The sequence below is a fragment of the Streptomyces sp. MMBL 11-1 genome, from assembly GCF_028622875.1.
In the GTDB taxonomy this organism is placed as follows: domain Bacteria; phylum Actinomycetota; class Actinomycetes; order Streptomycetales; family Streptomycetaceae; genus Streptomyces.
This window is the reverse complement of sequence record NZ_CP117709.1, coordinates 5,761,078-5,778,419: the sequence shown is the minus strand read 5'-3', so window position 1 is coordinate 5,778,419 and position 17,342 is coordinate 5,761,078. Positions and strand designations below refer to the sequence as shown.

14 protein-coding genes and 1 pseudogene are annotated in these 17,342 nt (G+C 70.8%); 5 read left to right on the top strand and 10 right to left on the bottom strand.

Features of this window, described 5'->3' with window-relative positions; translation table 11 throughout:
• Positions 1-7 precede the first annotated feature (7 nt).
• Entirely contained in the window at positions 8-1,033 is a 1,026-nt protein-coding gene (locus PSQ21_RS25915; RefSeq protein WP_274033431.1) for an ATP-dependent 6-phosphofructokinase, read from the bottom strand.
• A 332-nt stretch (positions 1,034-1,365) separates the two neighbouring features.
• Here PSQ21_RS25915 and pta point away from each other — a divergent pair, with 332 nt between their 5' ends.
• The 3 genes from pta (at position 1,366) to pyk (ending at position 6,247) form a co-directional block, all read left to right on the top strand.
• Complete coding sequence (gene pta / locus PSQ21_RS25910) at positions 1,366-3,447, top strand: phosphate acetyltransferase (RefSeq protein WP_274033429.1); 2,082 nt, start codon at positions 1,366-1,368, stop codon at positions 3,445-3,447.
• 53 nt (positions 3,448-3,500) lie between these two features.
• Complete coding sequence (locus PSQ21_RS25905; protein ID WP_274033427.1) at positions 3,501-4,742, top strand: acetate kinase; 1,242 nt, start codon at positions 3,501-3,503, stop codon at positions 4,740-4,742.
• A gap of 74 nt (positions 4,743-4,816) precedes the next feature.
• Positions 4,817-6,247, top strand: a complete 1,431-nt coding sequence (gene pyk, locus PSQ21_RS25900) for a pyruvate kinase (protein ID WP_274033425.1) — start codon at positions 4,817-4,819, stop codon at positions 6,245-6,247.
• 102 nt (positions 6,248-6,349) lie between these two features.
• Here pyk and PSQ21_RS25895 read toward each other — a convergent pair whose 3' ends face one another.
• From PSQ21_RS25895 to PSQ21_RS25880, 4 genes are all read right to left on the bottom strand, one after another.
• Positions 6,350-7,672: a hypothetical protein gene (locus tag PSQ21_RS25895; protein WP_274033423.1), complete on the bottom strand. Its 1,323-nt coding sequence runs from the start codon at positions 7,670-7,672 to the stop codon at positions 6,350-6,352.
• A complete protein-coding gene (locus PSQ21_RS25890; protein ID WP_274033421.1) occupies positions 7,662-8,207 on the bottom strand; it encodes a DUF6114 domain-containing protein in 546 nt (181 codons plus the stop codon). Before PSQ21_RS25890 ends, PSQ21_RS25895 begins: the two co-directional genes overlap by 11 nt.
• Positions 8,208-8,304: 97 nt before the next feature.
• A complete protein-coding gene (locus tag PSQ21_RS25885) occupies positions 8,305-8,958 on the bottom strand; it encodes a DUF6230 family protein (RefSeq protein WP_274033419.1) in 654 nt (217 codons plus the stop codon).
• 667 nt (positions 8,959-9,625) lie between these two features.
• A complete protein-coding gene (locus PSQ21_RS25880) occupies positions 9,626-10,597 on the bottom strand; it encodes a tetratricopeptide repeat protein (protein ID WP_274033417.1) in 972 nt (323 codons plus the stop codon).
• 453 nt (positions 10,598-11,050) lie between these two features.
• On the opposite strand from PSQ21_RS25880, the gene PSQ21_RS25875 reads away from it, so the two are divergent.
• A complete protein-coding gene (locus PSQ21_RS25875; RefSeq protein ID WP_274033416.1) occupies positions 11,051-11,677 on the top strand; it encodes a TetR/AcrR family transcriptional regulator in 627 nt (208 codons plus the stop codon).
• Positions 11,678-11,778: 101 nt separating this feature from the next.
• On the top strand, positions 11,779-12,561 hold the full coding sequence (locus tag PSQ21_RS25870; RefSeq protein ID WP_274033415.1) for a phosphotransferase enzyme family protein: 783 nt from the start codon (positions 11,779-11,781) through the stop codon (positions 12,559-12,561).
• Between the two features lie 49 nt (positions 12,562-12,610).
• On the opposite strand, the pseudogene PSQ21_RS25865 reads toward PSQ21_RS25870, so the two are convergent.
• The 5 genes and pseudogenes from PSQ21_RS25865 to PSQ21_RS25845 form a co-directional block, all read right to left on the bottom strand.
• Positions 12,611-13,068: pseudogene (locus PSQ21_RS25865) on the bottom strand (transposase); the annotation flags it as partial.
• Between the two features lie 136 nt (positions 13,069-13,204).
• Positions 13,205-14,905 carry an acyl-CoA mutase large subunit family protein gene (locus tag PSQ21_RS25860; protein WP_274033413.1) on the bottom strand — a complete coding sequence of 567 codons (1,701 nt, stop codon included), beginning with the start codon at positions 14,903-14,905 and terminating at the stop codon, positions 13,205-13,207.
• A gap of 97 nt (positions 14,906-15,002) precedes the next feature.
• The gene (locus tag PSQ21_RS25855; RefSeq protein ID WP_026290710.1) at positions 15,003-15,329 is read right to left on the bottom strand and encodes a DUF3817 domain-containing protein; all 327 of its coding nucleotides are present in this window, start codon (positions 15,327-15,329) and stop codon (positions 15,003-15,005) included.
• A gap of 66 nt (positions 15,330-15,395) precedes the next feature.
• Positions 15,396-15,905, bottom strand: a complete 510-nt coding sequence (locus PSQ21_RS25850; RefSeq protein WP_274033412.1) for a MarR family winged helix-turn-helix transcriptional regulator — start codon at positions 15,903-15,905, stop codon at positions 15,396-15,398.
• A gap of 10 nt (positions 15,906-15,915) precedes the next feature.
• Positions 15,916-17,337, bottom strand: coding sequence for an MFS transporter (locus PSQ21_RS25845; RefSeq protein ID WP_274033411.1), 1,422 nt, complete (start codon positions 17,335-17,337; stop codon positions 15,916-15,918).
• Positions 17,338-17,342: the final 5 nt, after the last annotated feature.

Here is a 17,342-nt window from a genome sequence, read left to right as displayed (position 1 = left end):
GAAGGTTCTAGAAGACGGACTCGGCCTCGTACATCCGCTCGGCGGGCACCCTTTTCAGCTGGGTGACGGCGTCGGCGAGCGGGACCATGGCGATGTCGTTGCCGCGCAGGGCGGTCATCCGGCCGAAGTCGCCGCGGTGCACGGCCTCCACGGCGTTCCAGCCGAAGCGGGTGGCGAGCACCCGGTCGTACGCGGTCGGCGTGCCGCCGCGCTGGACGTGGCCGAGGATGACCGGCCGGGCCTCCTTGCCGAGCCGGGTCTCCAGCTCGATGGCCAGGCGGTTGCCGATGCCCTGGAAGCGCTCGTGGCCGTACTGGTCGATCGCGCCCTTGGCGTACGGCATGGAGCCCTCCGCCGGGTGCGCGCCCTCGGCGACGCAGATGACGGCGAACTTCTTGCCGCGCGCGAACCGCTCCTCGACCATCCTGACCAGGTCGTCGACCTCGAAGGGGCGCTCGGGCAGGCAGATGCCGTGGGCGCCGCCGGCCATCCCGGACTCCAGCGCGATCCAGCCCGCGTGCCGGCCCATGACCTCGACGACCATCACGCGCTGATGGGACTCCGCGGTGGTCTTCAGACGGTCTATGGCCTCGGTCGCGACGCCCACCGCCGTGTCGAACCCGAAGGTCCGGTCGGTGGAGGAGATGTCGTTGTCGATGGTCTTCGGGACGCCGACGACCGGCATGCCCGCGTCGGCGAGCATGCGGGCCGCGGTGAGCGTGCCCTCGCCGCCGATCGGGATGAGCGCGTCGATGCCGTAGCGGCGGGACAGTTCCTCGCAGTTCTCGGCGGCCTCGCGCAGCCGGTCGCGCTCCAGACGGGCCGAGCCGAGGATGGTGCCGCCGCGGGCGAGGATGCCGCTGACCGCGTTGAGGTCGAGGGGGCGGAAGTGGCCGTCGAGCAGCCCCTTGAAGCCGTCCTCGAAGCCGATGACCTCGTCGCCGTGGCCGACCACGGCCCGGTGGACGACCGACCGGATCACTGCGTTCAGGCCGGGGCAGTCGCCGCCCGCGGTGAGAATTCCGATGCGCATCGAGGTATGTCTCCTGCTCGTTAGTCGCGCTTTTCCGGGGGGCCGACCGTGGCGGCCCCCGTGCCCTGAACCAGGACGATTGTCCCACGCCCGGCACGGGACCCGCGCTTTCGGCCGGGCGCAGGGGGTAGGAGGCCCCTTCGGGCGGGGAGCCCGGGCCCCCGCCGGGGCGGGCTCTCCGGCGGGCGGCATAGCGACCCCCGCAGGTATCGTCAAGAGGCAATGCAGGCCAATACCGCACCCGGCGGATCACCGGGCGGGCACGGGGGCATCACCGCACGTCCGGACGCCCGACGGGTCGCGGCACCGAACACAAGGACGGGAGAGCACGCGTGGCGCGCAGCGTGTACGTGACCGGGATCGACCGGGGGGACGGCCGCCAGGTCGTCGAGCTGGGAGTCATGGAGCTTCTGACGCGTCAGGTGGACCGGGTCGGCGTCTTCCGTCCGCTGGTCCATGACGGACCCGACCGGCTCTACGAGCTGCTCCGGGCCCGCTACCGGCTCTCGCAGAGCCCGGCCTCCGTCTACGGCCTGGACTACCACGAGGCCTCCGCCGTGCAGGCGGAGAAGGGCACGGACGAGCTGGTCTCCCGGCTCGTCGAACGCTTCCACCAGGTGGCCCGTGAGTACGAGGTGGTCCTGGTCCTGGGCAGCGACTTCGCCGCCACCCAGCTCCCCGACGAGCTGGCGCTGAACGCCCGGCTGGCCAACGAGTTCGGGGCCTCGGTGATCGCGGTGGTCGGCGGCAAGGGGCAGAACGCGGAGTCCGTCCGCGCCGAGACCCGTAACGCCTACCGCGCCTACGCGGGCCTCGGCTGCGATGTGCTGGCCATGGTGGTGAACCGGGTCGCCGCCGAGGACCGCGCGACGATCGCGGAGCGGCTCGCGGCACGGCTGCCGGTGCCCGTCTCCGTCCTGCCGGACGACCCGGCGCTCTCGGCGCCCACGGTCGCCCAGATCACCGCGGCGCTGGACGGCACGGTGCTGCTCGGCGACGACTCGGGGCTCGCGCGCGACGCTCTGGACTTCGTGTTCGGCGGGGCCATGCTGCCGAACCTGCTCAACGCGCTGACGCCCGGCTGTCTGGTGGTCACCCCCGGGGACCGGGCGGATCTGGTGGTGGGTTCGCTGGCCGCGCACAGCGCGGGCACCCCGCCCATCGCGGGCGTGCTGCTGACCCTGAACGAGCGCCCCGGCGAGGAGATACTCACGCTGGCGGCCCGGCTCGCACCGGGGACCCCGGTCGTGTCGGTGGCCGGCGGCTCCTTCCCCACCGCCGGGGAACTCTTCGCCCTTGAGGGGAAGTTGAACGCGGCGACGCCCCGCAAGGCGGAGACCGCCCTCGGTCTGTTCGAGCGCCACGTCGACACCGCCGCCCTCCTCGACCGGATCTCGGTGGCCCGCAGCGGGCGGGTCACGCCGATGATGTTCGAGCACGAGCTGCTGGAGCAGGCCCGCTCCGACCGCAAGCGCGTGGTGCTGCCGGAGGGCACCGAGGAGCGGGTGCTGCGCGCCGCCGACGTACTGCTGCGCCGGGACGTCTGCGACCTCACGCTGCTCGGCGACGTGGACGTGATCCGCAAGAAGGCCGCCGACCTCGGCATCGACCTCGCGGACACCCAGCTGATCGACCCGCACACCTCGGAGCTGCGGGGCGTCTTCGCCGAGCGGTACGCCGAACTGCGCGCCCACCGCGGGGTGACGGTGGAGCTGGCCGTCGACGTGGTGGCGGACGTGAACTACTTCGGGACGCTGATGGTGCGGGAGGGTCTCGCCGACGGGATGGTGTCCGGGTCGGTGCACTCCACGGCGGCCACGATCCGCCCCGCCTTCGAGATCATCAAGACGAAGCCCGACGCCAGGATCGTGTCGTCCGTCTTCTTCATGTGCCTGGCCGACAAGGTCCTCGTGTACGGCGACTGCGCGGTCAACCCGGACCCGGACGCGGCGCAGCTCGCGGACATCGCGGTGCAGTCGGCGGTGACGGCGGCCCGGTTCGGCGTGGAGCCCCGGATCGCGATGCTGTCGTACTCCACCGGGACCTCCGGCTCCGGCGCTGACGTCGACAAGGTGCGCGAGGCCACCGAGCGGGTGCGGGCGGAGCGGCCCGAGCTGCGGGTGGAGGGGCCGATCCAGTACGACGCGGCGGTCGAGCCGTCCGTCGCGGCGACGAAGCTGCCCGGCTCCGAGGTGGCGGGCCAGGCGACCGTGCTGATCTTCCCGGACCTGAACACCGGCAACAACACCTACAAGGCGGTGCAGCGCTCGGCGGGCGCGGTGGCGGTCGGCCCGGTGCTCCAGGGTCTCCGCAAGCCGGTCAACGACCTGTCGCGCGGCGCGCTCGTCCAGGACATCGTCAACACCGTGGCGATCACGGCGATCCAGGCGCAGGGCGAGGAGCGCCCCGCGTGACGACACCCACTCCCCCGGCCCCTGACCCCGGAAACGAAAGCACGGCAGCCCCTGTGGAACCGCATCGCGTACTCGTCCTCAACTCCGGCTCCTCGTCGGTGAAGTACCAGCTCCTCGACATGAGCGACCGCTCCCGGCTCGCCTCGGGCCTGGTCGAGCGGATCGGCGAGGAGACCTCGCGCCTGGTGCACACGCCGCTGACCGGCGACGGTGCCGAGCCCCGTGAGCGTACGGGCCGGATCGCGGACCACGAAGCGGCGCTCAAGGCGGCGGCCGAGGAGCTGGCGGCGGACGGCCTCGGCCTCGACTCCCCCGAACTGGCCGCGATCGGGCACCGGGTGGTGCACGGCGGGCTGAGGTTCAGCGCGCCGACCGTGATCACCGACGAGGTGCTGAAGGAGATCGAGCGCCTCGTCCCGGTCGCCCCGCTGCACAACCCGGCGAACATCACGGGCATCGTCACGGCGCGGGCGCTGCGGCCGGACCTGCCGCAGGTCGCGGTCTTCGACACGGCGTTCCACACGACGATGCCGGAGGCGGCCGCGCGGTACGCGATCGACGTGGAGACCGCCGACGCGCACCGCATCCGCCGCTACGGCTTCCACGGCACCTCGCACGCGTACGTCTCCCGGAAGACGGCCGAGCTGCTGGGCCGGGCCCCCGAGGACGTGAACGTCATCGTGCTGCACCTGGGCAACGGGGCGTCGGCCTCGGCGGTCGCGGGCGGGCGGTGCGTGGACACCTCCATGGGGCTGACGCCCTTGGAAGGGCTCGTGATGGGTACGCGCTCCGGGGACATCGATCCGGCGGTCACCTTCCACCTGAAGCGGGTGGCGGGCATGTCGGCCGACGCCATCGACGTCCTGCTCAACAAGAAGAGCGGGCTGGTCGGCCTGTGCGGCGACAACGACATGCGGGTGATCCGCCGCCGGATCGACGAGGGCGACGAGCGGGCCGCGCTGGCCTTCGACATCTACATCCACCGGCTGAAGAAGTACATCGGCGCCTATACGGCGGTGCTCGGCCGGGTGGACGCGGTGGCGTTCACGGCGGGGGTCGGGGAGAACGCGGCCCCGGTGCGGGAAGCTGCCATCGCGGGCCTGGAGGAGCTGGGCATGGCGGTGGACGCCTCGCTCAACGCCGTACGGTCCGGAGAGCCGCGGCTGATCTCGCCGGAGTACGCGCGGGTAGCGGTGGCCGTGGTGCCGACGGACGAGGAGCTGGAGATCGCCGACCAGACGTTCGCCCTCGTCGGCCGACCGGGACCCGCGGGGATCGGAGAGGTCGACAACTGAGCGCCCCCGCGCCCCTTTGTACCTTCCACCAGACGGAATATTCCGCAGCGAAACAAACCGATAGGATCCGCCTCATGCGCCGTTCCAAAATCGTCTGCACCCTCGGTCCCGCCGTCGACTCCCATGAGCAGCTCGTCGCTCTGATCGAGGCCGGCATGAGCGTGGCCCGTTTCAACTTCAGCCACGGCTCCCACGAGGAACACCAGGGCCGTTACGACCGTGTCCGCAAGGCGGCCGCCGAGACCGGCCGCGCGGTGGGCGTGCTCGCCGACCTCCAGGGCCCGAAGATCCGGCTGGCGAAGTTCGCCGAGGGCCCGGTCGAGCTGGTCCGCGGGGACGAGTTCACCATCACCTCCGAGGACGTCCCGGGCGACAAGTCGATCTGCGGCACGACCTACAAGGGTCTGCCCGGCGACGTCACCAAGGGCGACCCGATCCTGATCAACGACGGCAACGTCGAACTGAAGGTCGTCGCGGTCGAGGGCCCCCGGGTGAGGACCATCGTCATCGAGGGCGGTGTCATCTCCGACCACAAGGGCATCAACCTGCCCGGCGCGGCGGTCAACGTCCCCGCCCTGTCCGGGAAGGACGTCGAGGACCTGCGCTTCGCGCTGCGGATGGGCTGCGACCTGGTCGCCCTCTCCTTCGTCCGGGACGCCGAGGACGTCAAGGACGTCCACAAGGTGATGGACGAGGAGGGCCGCCGGGTCCCCGTCATCGCCAAGGTGGAGAAGCCGCAGGCCGTCGAGCACATGGAGGGCGTCGTCGCGGCGTTCGACGGTGTGATGGTGGCCCGCGGCGACCTGGCCGTCGAGTATCCGCTGGAGAAGGTCCCGATGGTGCAGAAGCGCCTGGTGGAGCTGTGCCGGCGCAACGCCAAGCCGGTGATCGTGGCGACCCAGATGATGGAGTCGATGATCACCAACTCGCGGCCGACCCGCGCCGAGGCGTCCGACGTCGCCAACGCGATCCTGGACGGCGCGGACGCGGTCATGCTGTCCGCCGAGTCCTCGGTGGGCGCGTACCCGATCGAGACGGTCAAGACGATGGCGAAGATCGTCGTCGCCGCGGAGGAGGAGCTGCTCTCCAAGGGCCTCCAGCCGCTGGTCCCCGGCAAGAAGCCCCGTACGCAGGGCGGTTCGGTGGCCCGCGCCGCCTGCGAGATCGCGGACTTCCTGGACGGCAAGGCCCTGGTCGCCTTCACCAAGTCCGGCGACACCGCGCGCCGCCTCTCCCGCTACCGCACGGCCCAGCCGATCCTGGCCTTCACCACGGACGAGGCCACCCGCAACCAGCTCGCGCTGAGCTGGGGCGTCGAGGCCCATGTCGTGCCGCACGTGGACAACACCGACGCGATGGTCGACCTGGTCGACGCGGAGCTGCTGAAGCTGAACCGCTACAGCGACGGCGACACGATGATCATCACCGCCGGGTCGCCCCCCGGCATCCCCGGCACCACCAACATGGTCCGGGTGCACCACCTGGGCGGCGGCGAGCGGGACTGACCCGCACCCGCACCACCGCATGACCGTGGGCCGTACTCCTGGTGAGGAGTACGGCCCACGGTGCTGTGCGGCTCCCGGACGGGTCCGGGGCGGCGGCTGTCGCTAGCTCGTGCCGGCGTCGAGGTAGTTCTTCAGTCCCGGGATGGTGAGCGTGCCGCCGAACTGGCCGGCCTGGACCACCGTCACCTTGGTGAAGAAGGCGAAGGGGACGTTCAGCGGAGGCGGGGTCTCGGGGCTGAAGGTGATCGGGATGATGCCGAAGAGGTTGCCCTTCAGCTCCTCCGTGTACATCGTCACCTCGCCGTCGCGGATCGTCGACGTGGATCCGGGCCGCGACTTCACATGTCCGGTCGTCCCCGCGGGGCCGACGGTCAGCTGGTGCAGGTCCTTGATGTCGATGGAGCCGGCGGTGAACTTCAGGACCTTCTTGATGCTGCCGTCCCCCTTCTTCACCTCGACGATGCCGTGGTAATCCAGGCCGTTGAGGGTGAGCAGCGTCGACTTCAGGATCCACGGGTCGGACGGGAGCAGCGGGAGGCCGGGCTCCAGTTCGGCCGCGGCGAGCGCGTCCGGGTCGGGCTCGGGGCACGGGAAGCGGGGCTTGGCGCCGTCCGGGATGTCCTCGTCCTTCCTGGGGTCGAGTCCCTTGACGTCCTCGTCGAGTTCCTCGACGTCCCTGCCCGCCTTCTCGGCCGCCTCGCGGATGGCCTCGGCCGTCCTGTCCGACGTCTCCTTCGCCTGGTCCGCCGCGCTCCCGGCCGGGTCCTTCGGCTCGTCGGAGGGCCCGCCGGACGGCTTCGGGGCCTCGGCCGTGGGGCTCGGGGACGGGCTCGCCGGCTGCTCGGTCTTCTGGCCGGGTCCCCCGAAGAGGTCCTTGAGCGCGTCGCCGACCCCGAGCGGGTCGAGCGGGTTCTTCGACTTCGTGGGCGTCGGGGTCGCGGAGGGCGACTCGGCGGGCGTCTCCCCGGCGGGTGTCTCCCCGGCGGTCCGCGTCGACTTGTCCGCGTCCGTGCCGGGCGCGGGGTCGTCCTTGTCGGTGTCGGAGGCAGAACCGCTCGCTGAGGGCTTCGGGGTCGCGGCGTCGTCCTTGCCGGACGCGTCGCCCTTCTCGTCCTTCGCCGTGGCCGACGGGGACGGAGTGGCCTTCGGCGACTCGGACTCGCTCGGCTCGTCGGACCGGGTGACGCACGGTCCGGGCGCGAACGGGATGTCGGCACGGTCGTCGGCCAGGGCCAGCTTGGGCGTCAGCCCCATGCCCACGAAGACCGCCGTCGGCATCGCGGCGAGCGCCAGCGCCTTCTTGCCGCTGGGCAGGTGGAGTTTGGTCAGCAGCGACTTCCTGGGGGCCGCGTGGCGGGGGCCCTTGCGCTCGCGGAGGTCGTCGCCGGGGTAGGAGTTGATCCGCTGTCCGTCGTCACCCCGCACTGCGCCTCCCGCCGTCTGCGTCGGCTGCCAGGTCGTACCCGGCGCCCTGCTGCTGCGGGACGGCCGCGGCGTGGATCTCACCCTCGGAGCGCTGCTCGTCCGGGTGCCCGGCGAGCGGGGCCTCGTCGGCGCCCTTCGGATCACCCGGGGCCCAGGAAATGGACAGGGCTCCGCCGACAAGGGAGAGGAGGAATCCGACGACGAAGCCGCCGATGTTGGCGACGGGGATGGAGATCAGTGCGAGCAGGATGGCTGCGACACCGGCGAAGACCCGCACGATGCTGTGGTACCACATCGTCAGGCCGAGCGTGATCAGCAGGACCCCGATGATCAGGGACCCGGCGCCGGCCGTGGTGGACATGGCCAGCGTCATATTGCCGAGCGTCATGCTGGCGTACGGGAAGTAGGCGATGGGGACCCCACCGGCCATGGTGAGCAGTCCGGCCCAGAACGGCCGGGTACCCCGCCAGGCGCGGAAGCGTCGCCGAAGGACGCGGATGTAGTGCTCGTTCTGCCCTGTGGACTCGGGGCTCATGGAAAACAGCTCCCTGGAACCGGTACTGCCGTGAGATGGGGAGGGTGGGTGGCCGGAAGAGAACCCGAGGGGACGTTCCGGCCACCCGAGCCGGAGGCTAGAAGCACTCCTTGACGCCCGTGTGCAGCTTCAGCTTCAGGTCGCTGAGCTTGAAGGTGCCGGCGGTGGTCGCCCACGCCGTCTGCTTCACGTTGGTCAGGATGGCCCTGTCGGCTCGCTGCGCGAAGCCCGCCTTGTTGGCCTCGGTACCGGGCTGGATGCCTATCCCGTTCGGCCTGTGCTCCTTCTTCAGCGATCCGGCCGCGACACCGATGTCGATGTTCTCGAAGTCGGCGTCGGCGTCCAGCTGTGCGACGTCCAGGTAGAGGTTGGTGGCCTCGACCGGCCGGTCCGGGTCGGTGCCCGCCGTCAGCTCAAGACTGACGCTCTTGCCGATGAAGGGGACCTTCGGCGTGACCACCGACTGGCACATGTTGGTGATCGTGGCGCTGCTGAAGCCCGACACCGCGACGGGGTGCGCGGCTTTCCTGCCCTTGAGGTCCTTGCCGACCGCGACACTGCCGTACTGGACGAAGTCGTGGCCGTCCAGCTTGTCGGTGCTGACCTTGAAGCTCTGGCCGGAAACGCTGAACGACGCGGCCAGCGCACCCTGTGCCAGACCGATGCCCACCGCGGCCGTCGCGGCGACGCTCGGCACCATGACCAGAGCGAACCGCTTCCATCTCGTCCCACCGCGAACCTGGGAACTCATACTTGCTCCTTCTTCTCGGACGTACATCTCCGGTCCGGGCGTCGTGCCCGTCCTGGGATGGGAGAAGTGCTACGTCCTCGGGAAGGAGAGCGCCCGCGCTCGGAGACGTGTCCCGCATCCGATCCACCGGCGTTCACCCCCGAGCGACAACCACTGGCCGCGCTTTCCGCGCGGCCGGTCGGACAGGCCCCGCCCATGGGCGGGAACCCCCCTGTCCGCGGTCGGCGCCACTGCCGCCGACCACTCGGTGGGGACCCAACAGACCCTCGGGCACCGGCTGGAGACCGGGCCGAAGGCAGGGGACCGAGCGTGGCCGATCGTGGTGCATTCACGGCCGTGACACAAGGGGGATCGTTACTGGCTAGTAGCGGATCGATGACCGGAGGGCGACAGGGCGGCATCACGCGGCGACACAGGGTGGCACGAAAGGGACATCGAAATGACGGGAAACGCCATGGAAACGGGGCAGAACCACCGACCCGCCTTACTGCGAGTAACAGCTCGCATCTTTGTCAAGATTTGGTAAAGCGAAGGCTTCTCGCGCTCGTCTTTCGCATCGGGACGGAAAAACGGCCGCGCCGCCCGGAGGGCGGTGCGGCCGTCTTGTCACATCGGCACAATCGGGCTCGTCCGGAGCGGACGGCGGTCCTCGGGCCTCTCGTTCGGATCAGAACAGGACGCGGGCCAGCGCGGTGCGCGCGGCGGTGACCCTGGGGTCCTCCGGACCGATCACCTCGAACAGCTCCAGGAGCCGCAGCCGGGCGGCGTCGCGGTCGTCTCCCGCGGTGCGGCGGACCGCCTCGACGAGCCGGCCGAAGGCGTCCTCGACGTGTCCGCCGACCAGGTCGAGATCGGCGGCGGCGAGCTGGGCGTTCACATCGCCCGGGTTCTCCGCGGCTTCCTTGCGGACCGCCTGCGGGTCCACGTTCTGGACGCGGCCGAGCAGCTCCGCCTGGGCCAGGCCGAGCTTGGCCTCCGGGTTGCCCGGGTCGTCCGCGAGGACGTTCTTGTAGGCCTGGACCGCGCCGCCGAAGTCGTTGGCGTCGAGCGCGGACGCGGCGGCCTCCAGCAGGGCGTCGTACGGGCCTGCGGGAACCTCGGCCGGGACGGCGTCCTCCGTGGCGGCGGCCGGGTCGACGGCGATCCCGGTCAGCCCGAAGCGCTCCTCGCCGACCTGGATCAGCTGGTCCAGCGTCTCGCGGATCTGGGCCTCGGGGGCCGCGCCCTGGAAGAGCGGGAGGGCCTGCCCGGCGACGACGGCGAAGACCGCCGGGATGCCCTGGATGCCGAACTGCTGCATCAGCATCTGGTTGGCGTCGACATCGACCTTGGCCAGCAGGAAGCGGCCGTTGTACTCGACGGCCAGGCGCTCCAGCAGGGGGCCCAGCTGCTTGCACGGCTGGCACCACTCGGCCCAGAAGTCGATGACGACGGGGACCTCGGCGGAGCGCTGGAGGACCTCGCGCTCGAATCCGGCTTCATCGACGTCGATCACCAGGGCGGCGGGCGCGACGGTGCCGGCGCCTCCGGTACGGGCGGCCTCCGCGCGGGCCTGCTCCGCCTTGGCCTTGGCCTCACCGGCCGCCTTGACAGCGGCGAGGTCGACAACGCCGCTCATGGACATGTTCCTAGGCTGCATACGTACATCCTCCCCCCTGAGCACACCGTTCCGGAAAGCGAGTGCGAGAACCGGACCGGTCCGTCCGCCCCCACCGGCATGCGGGGGCGGACGGACCGAGGCGGCCCTGGCTCCCCGAAGCCTCGAAAGGCCCCGGTGAGACCGGTCGGGCCCCTGAAAGACCCTGGCTGGAACTGACCGGGCCCCGAAAGACCCGGCTGGACCTTCCGGATCCCCATCCGGCCGGTCCGTGCGGCCCCGGGTCCCCACCCGGCGCCTGGGATCTCCCTGGAGACCCCGGTGGCTGTCGCTCGTTCGTTCCGTGGCCTAAGGGGGCGATCCGGCCGCCTTCCTTACGCTACGACCCGTAGCGTAACTGTCGATCCCCCCGCCCGGACAGGTGATCCCGGTGATCTGTCTCACGGGCACCGGAGCACAACCGTTTCCCCTACCGGCCGGTATGGTCGCCGCATCATGAACGACAGCGACCCCAGAACCACCCGGACAGGACGTCCGCGGAGCACCGCCGCCGATGCCGCGATCCTCGAAGCGACGCGGGCCTCCCTGGTCGATCTCGGCTGGTCGAAGCTGACGATGGGTGACGTGGCGACCCGGGCCGGTGTCGCCAAGACGACCCTCTACCGCCGCTGGGCGGGCAAGAACGAGCTGGTCGTGGACGCGGTCGCCGTCCTGTTCGACGAGCTGGAGCTGCCCGACCGGGGCAGCCTGGCCGCCGATGTGCGGGGCGTCGTGCTCCAGTTCGCCGCCCTGCTGGAGCGGCCGGAGGCCCGTACGGCGCTGATGGCGGTGGTCGCCGAGGCCACTCGGGACGACTCGCTGCGCCGGCGGATCCGCTCGGCCATCGTGGACCGGCAGAAGCGGCTGGTGCTGCTGGGCCGGGAACGCGCCCAGGCCCGCGGCGAGCTGCGGTACGAGGACGACGCCTCGACGGCCGCCCGCAACGCGGACCTGATCTTCGACGTGATCGCCGGAGCCGTGGTGCACCGCACCCTGGTGAGCGCGGAGCCGGTGGACTCCGACTGGGCGACCGGCTTCACCTCACTGCTGCTGCTGGGGCTGGCGGGCGCGCAGGCCGGATAGCCGGGCCCAGCTTGTTCTTCAATGTCCGTCCCCGCGCCGCCTACGCTGACGCTCCCCCATATTGGGGTGACCACGGCAAGCTGGTTCGACACACTGGTTCGATGCGGCACGATGATGAGCAGCCTTTGTCCGGTGGCAACGTCAGTCAGGGCGTCGTTCGCGTCGGGGACACCGTTCGCCGTCCGGCCGGACCATGGACTCCCGCTGTGCATAACCTGCTTGCCCACCTGCGCGAGGTGGGATTCGGCGCGGCACCTCGTCCGCTCGGCATTGACGATCAGGGGCGTGAGGTCCTGAGCTTCATGCCGGGAGACGTGGTCTGGCCCGACCGGTTCTCGCTGATGGACCCCGCTCGACAGCTGGCTCGCGTCGCACGGCTGATCCGGGGCTTCCACGATGCCGTGCGGGACTTCACGCCGCCTTCCGATGCGCGGTGGCAGACTCCGATCCCCGCTGAGGGCAGTGACATCATCGCCCATAACGACCTGGCCCCCTGGAACCTCGTGGTCGCAGACGAGGCGCGGTGGGCCTTCATCGACTGGGACGGTGCAGGTCCCGGCTCGTGCCTGTGGGATGTCGCCTACGCCATTCACGGGTTCATCCCGTTGTCCGCGCATCCGGACTGGCAGCGCCCGGACGCGGCGAGCCGACTGCGGGTCTTCGCCGACGCCTACGGTCTCGACGAGTCCGAACGTCGCCGGTTGGTCCCTATGTTGGGGCGCCGTACGCGTTCCATGCATGACTTCCTGCGAGACCAGGCAGCCCAAGGTGTCCAGCCCTGGGAAAGGCTGTGGGCTGAAGGTCACGGTGATGCCTGGCGAAACGACGCCGAGTACATCGAGCAACGCGAAGACCATTGGGTGCGATCCCTGCTCGCCGGGTGAGCTTGTTCTTCATGGTCCGAGGTCGAAGTCGGGCCCCGAATCGCGCCCGGCGGACCGCGACCAGAAACGCCGACCAGGAGGTGCGGCCACTCTCCAGGGCAACGACGACCGAGTACGGCCAGCCGGGCAACATCCGGTGCTTGGCGCTGCCGCGACCGTAGGTATGGCAGAACGAGCGGTCCGGCACGGTCCCGGCGTCCGGGCGAAGCCACGGTGAGACGTCCACCGCCAACACCAACCGACCGTCCGCGGCCCTCGGCAGCGGCGCCCGGCCAGGACCCGCCGCAGCCGGGGGATGTCCACCCGTCCGCGGTTGAGGCCGACGTAGAGGGCGCCGCGACCGCGGCGGTGCTCTGGCGCCAGCGCGAGGTCGACCGGCGACCGCACCGACCCGTCGGTGCACAGCACCGCATCCGCGCGAGCGGTCAGGCAGTCGTAGAAGTCGGTCCGGACCCGGGGCGACACGGTCAAGGACTCGATACGAACAGCGTCGTGCGGCAGACTCACCCTCGCGGCCTTGGCATGATCAACAGCGTCTCGACGACACACATGATCACACCAAGGCCGCACTGCTGTCGCATCAGCCCTCGCAGAACAGCAGCGATCAACTCAGTTGCACGGCAAGACGGTTAAAAGAACAAGCTCAGAACCCCGGCGGCTCCGTGTAGGTGCCCCACTCCTCGCGCAGCACTCCGCAGATCTCGCCGAGCGTGGCCTCGGCCCGTACCGCGTCCAGCATCGGCGCGATCATGTTGGAGCCGTCGCGGGCCGAGGCGAGCATCGCGTCGAGGGCGGCGGTCACCTTGGCGTCGTCGCGGTGGGCCTTGCGGTCCGCGAGCTGGCTGACCTGGTCGCGCTCGACCTCGTGGCTGACCCGGAGGATCTCCAGGTCGCCGGTGACCGAGCCGTGGTGGACGTTGACGCCGACGACCCGCTTGTCGCCCTTCTCCAGGGCCCGCTGGTACTGGAACGCGGACTCGGCGATCTCGCCGGTGAACCAGCCGTCCTCGATGCCGCGCAGGATGCCGGAGGTCATCGGCCCGATGGGGTGCTGCCCGTCGGGGTGGGCCCGGGTGCCGCGCTCCTTGATCTGGTCGAAGATCTTCTCGGCCTCGGCCTCGATCCGGTCGGTGAGCTGCTCGACGTACCAGGAGCCGCCCAGCGGGTCGGCCACATTGGCGACGCCGGTCTCCTCCATCAGCACCTGCTGGGTGCGCAGGGCGATCTCGGCGGCCTGCTCGGAGGGGAGTGCGAGGGTCTCGTCGAGGGCGTTGGTGTGCAGCGAGTTGGTGCCGCCGAGGACGGCGGAGAGCGCCTCCACGGCCGTCCGCACCACGTTGTTGTACGGCTGCTGCGCGGTGAGGGAGACCCCGGCGGTCTGGGTGTGGAAGCGCAGCCACTGCGCCTTGTCGGTCTTCGCGCCGTACGTCTCCTTCATCCAGCGGGCCCAGATGCGGCGGGCGGCACGGAACTTGGCGATCTCCTCGAAGAAGTCCAGGTGCGCGTCGAAGAAGAAGGAGAGCCCGGAGGCGAAGGCGTCGACGTCCAGGCCGCGCGAGAGGCCCAGCTCCACGTAGCCGAAGCCGTCCGCGAGGGTGTACGCCAGCTCCTGCGCGGCCGTCGCCCCGGCCTCGCGGATGTGGTAGCCGGAGACGGAGAGCGGCTTGTAGGCGGGGATGTCGCGGGCGCAGTGCTCCATCAGGTCGCCGATGAGGCGCAGGTGGGGCTCGGGCTGGAAGAGCCACTCCTTCTGCGCGATGTACTCCTTGAAGATGTCGGTCTGGAGCGTGCCGTTGAGCACGCCCGGGTCGACGCCCTGGCGCTCGGCGGCGACCAGGTACATGCAGAAGACGGGCACGGCCGGGCCGCTGATCGTCATCGAGGTGGTGACGTCGCCGAGGGGGATGTCCCCGAAGAGGACCTCCATGTCGGCCGCCGAGTCGATGGCGACGCCGCAGTGGCCGACCTCGCCGAGCGAGCGCGGGTCGTCGGAGTCGCGGCCCATCAGCGTCGGCATGTCGAAGGCGACGCTGAGGCCGCCGCCGCCCGCCGCGAGGATCATCTTGTAGCGCTCGTTGGTCTGCTGGGCGTTGCCGAAGCCGGCGAACTGGCGGATCGTCCAGGTGCGACCCCGGTAGCCGGTGGGGTGCAGCCCCCGGGTGAAGGGGTACTCCCCCGGCCAGCCGATCCGCTCGAATCCCTCGTACGTGTCACCGGGGCGTGGCCCGTACGCGGGCTCGACCGGGTCCCCGGAGAGCGTGGTGAAGTCCGCGTCACGCTTGCGGGCCTTGTCGTAACGGGCCTGCCAGCGGAGGCGGCCTTCCTCGATCGCGTCAGCGTCCATACCTTCGAATTTACTAGGACGTCCTACTAAATGTCGATGGCAAACCGCCCGGCGCTTTTCGCGCGGGGCGGTTCGGGGTGGTCCGGAGCCCCTCGGCTCAGGCCTTGGCGGTCACCGGTGCGGGGTCGGTGACCAGGGCGCGGGCCTCGCGGCTGACCTTCGGTTCGACGAAGAACGAGGCGAAGGGGATGCAGCCGGCGGCCAGCACCCACAGGAGCTTGCCGAAGGGCCACTTCGCCTTGGAGCCGAGATCGAAGGCGAAGACGACGTAGACGATGAACAGCACGCCGTGGATCTGCGAGATCAGCATGGTGTCGCCGGTCTCGAAGCCGTACTTCGCGATGATCGCCACGGTGAAGACGAGCAGCCAGATGGCGGTGACGTAGGCCATCACCCGGTAGCGGGTGAGCACGTTCTGTTTCATGGCTACGAGCGTAACGGGACGACCGGGGCGATCTTCGCGCGACCCCGCCTCACCGGAAGCCCGAGTTCACTTCTCCTCGAAGTCCTGGGCAGCCACCCGCAGCGGACGCAGCATGGCGAAGATCTCGGCGCATTCCTCGGAGTCGTACGCCCCGAGCCCGAAGTCGATCGCGACCAGGTCCCGGGTGGCCGCCTCGACGACGTCGCGGCCCTTGTCGGTGATGGACGCCAGCGTCCCGCGGCCGTCGTTCGGGTTCGGCCGTTTGTCGACGAGACCCGACCGGACCAGCCGGTCCACGGTGTTGGTGACCGAGGTCGGGTGCACCATCAGCCGCTCCCCGATCTTGGACATCGGCAGCTCACCGGCCTTGGAGAAGGCGAGCAGCACCAGCGCCTCGTACCGGGCGAAGGTCAGCCCGTACGGCTTGACGACGGCGTCGACCTCGGCGAGCAGGATCTGCTGGGCCCGCATGATCGAGGTGATCGCCCCCATCGAGGGCACGGGTCCCCAGCGCTGCTGCCAGAGTTCGTCGGCGCGGGCGATCGGATCGAAGGGAAGACGGAGCGGCTTCGGCACGGCAACGACCTTACCGACTGGTCACATTCCGGTCAGCCCCGTCTCGTCCTTCGGTATCGGACATCCGTCCGGAGGCTGTCCGGCGGACCTCGGCGACGAGCAGGAGCGTGAGGACGGTACCGATGATTCCGGATCCGGCGACCACCTGGTGCACGGGGAAGAACTCGGCCGCGAGCCCCGCCAGCGCCATCCCGAGGCCCTGGACGGTCATCAGCCCGGCGGTGAGCAGCGTCATGGCCCGGCCGCGCAGCTCCCGGGGCACGGCGTCGACGAACCACTGGTCGAGCCCGATCACGTACGCGGCGCCCGCGCCGGCCAGCGCGAGGGCCGCCAGGGCGAGCGGCAGCCCGGGGCGGACCACGTACACGAGGAGCGGGAGCAGACCGGCGGCGGCGACCGGCAGGACGATCCGGGAGCGGTTACGGGGGCTGAGCGCGGAGCCCACGAACAGCTCGGCCCCGATGTGCCCGGCGGCCATCGCGCAGAGCAGCAGCCCGAGCGCGGCGGGCGGGGCCCCGATCGCGTCGGCGTACGGGGCGGCGAGCGCCTCCGGGGCCACCACGAACATCGCGGGCAGCCAGAACAGCAGCATCAGCGCCCGGACGCGGCGGTCGCCCAGCACCAGGCGGGCTCCGGAGAGCGACTCCTTCAGCAGCGTTCCGCCGCCGTCGCCGGTGGCGTGACGGGCGGGGCGGTCGCGGGTGCCGAAGCGGAGCAGGGCGGCCGAGCACAGGAAGGTCACCACGGTGACGGAGATCGCGCCGCGCGGGGACAGCACGGTGAGCAGCACCCCTCCGGCGCCGAACCCGATGAGCATCGCGCTCTGCGAGACGATCCGCAGCAGCGAACGGCCGAGCACATAGAGGTCGCCCTCGCCGAGGATGTCGGTGAGCGCCGCCATCCGGGTCCCGGTGAAGACGGGCGCGACGGCGGCGACCAGGCAGCGCAGGGCGAGGAGTCCCGCGACCGGGGTGGCGGGCACCAGCATCACGGCGACGCAGGCCGCGCAGAGCAGGTCGCAGACGACCAGCACGCGGCGGGCCGGGTAGCGGTCGGCGACCCCCGCGAACAGGGTGCCGCCGATCATGTACGGAAGCAGCCCCAGCGCGCACGTCAGCGCACTGAGCAGCGGGGAGCCGGTGAGGTCGTAGACGAGCACGGTGAGCGCCAGCTCACTGACCACGACGCCGAGCAGCGAGAGCAGGTGCGCGGCGAAGACGGCCCGGAACTCGGTGACGGCGAAGACGGCCCGGTAGCCGCGCGCGGCGGGCACGGGCGGCGGGGCGTCGGGGCCGGGGACGGCGGGCTCCCGGAGCATGGGCCCGGGGCCCGGGTCGGGGTGGGCCGCACGCTCCGGGGGCGGAGACGGGGCCACTGCCTGGGCGGACGGGGTACGGGGTGTGTCCGCCGGGGCGGGGCTGTCGGTCTCCATGCGGA

Coding starts and splice junctions, on each gene's coding strand:
- PSQ21_RS25860 (WP_274033413.1), bottom strand. CDS start 14,905: ATGGACGCTGACGCGATCGAGGAAGGCCGCCTCCGCTGGCAGGCCCGT.
- PSQ21_RS25875 (WP_274033416.1), top strand. CDS start 11,051: ATGAACGACAGCGACCCCAGAACCACCCGGACAGGACGTCCGCGGAGC.
- PSQ21_RS25855 (WP_026290710.1), bottom strand. CDS start 15,329: ATGAAACAGAACGTGCTCACCCGCTACCGGGTGATGGCCTACGTCACC.
- PSQ21_RS25880 (WP_274033417.1), bottom strand. CDS start 10,597: ATGCAGCCTAGGAACATGTCCATGAGCGGCGTTGTCGACCTCGCCGCT.
- PSQ21_RS25885 (WP_274033419.1), bottom strand. CDS start 8,958: ATGAGTTCCCAGGTTCGCGGTGGGACGAGATGGAAGCGGTTCGCTCTG.
- PSQ21_RS25915 (WP_274033431.1), bottom strand. CDS start 1,033: ATGCGCATCGGAATTCTCACCGCGGGCGGCGACTGCCCCGGCCTGAAC.
- PSQ21_RS25870 (WP_274033415.1), top strand. CDS start 11,779: ATGCGGCACGATGATGAGCAGCCTTTGTCCGGTGGCAACGTCAGTCAG.
- PSQ21_RS25845 (WP_274033411.1), bottom strand. CDS start 17,337: ATGGAGACCGACAGCCCCGCCCCGGCGGACACACCCCGTACCCCGTCC.
- PSQ21_RS25890 (WP_274033421.1), bottom strand. CDS start 8,207: ATGAGCCCCGAGTCCACAGGGCAGAACGAGCACTACATCCGCGTCCTT.
- pyk (WP_274033425.1), top strand. CDS start 4,817: ATGCGCCGTTCCAAAATCGTCTGCACCCTCGGTCCCGCCGTCGACTCC.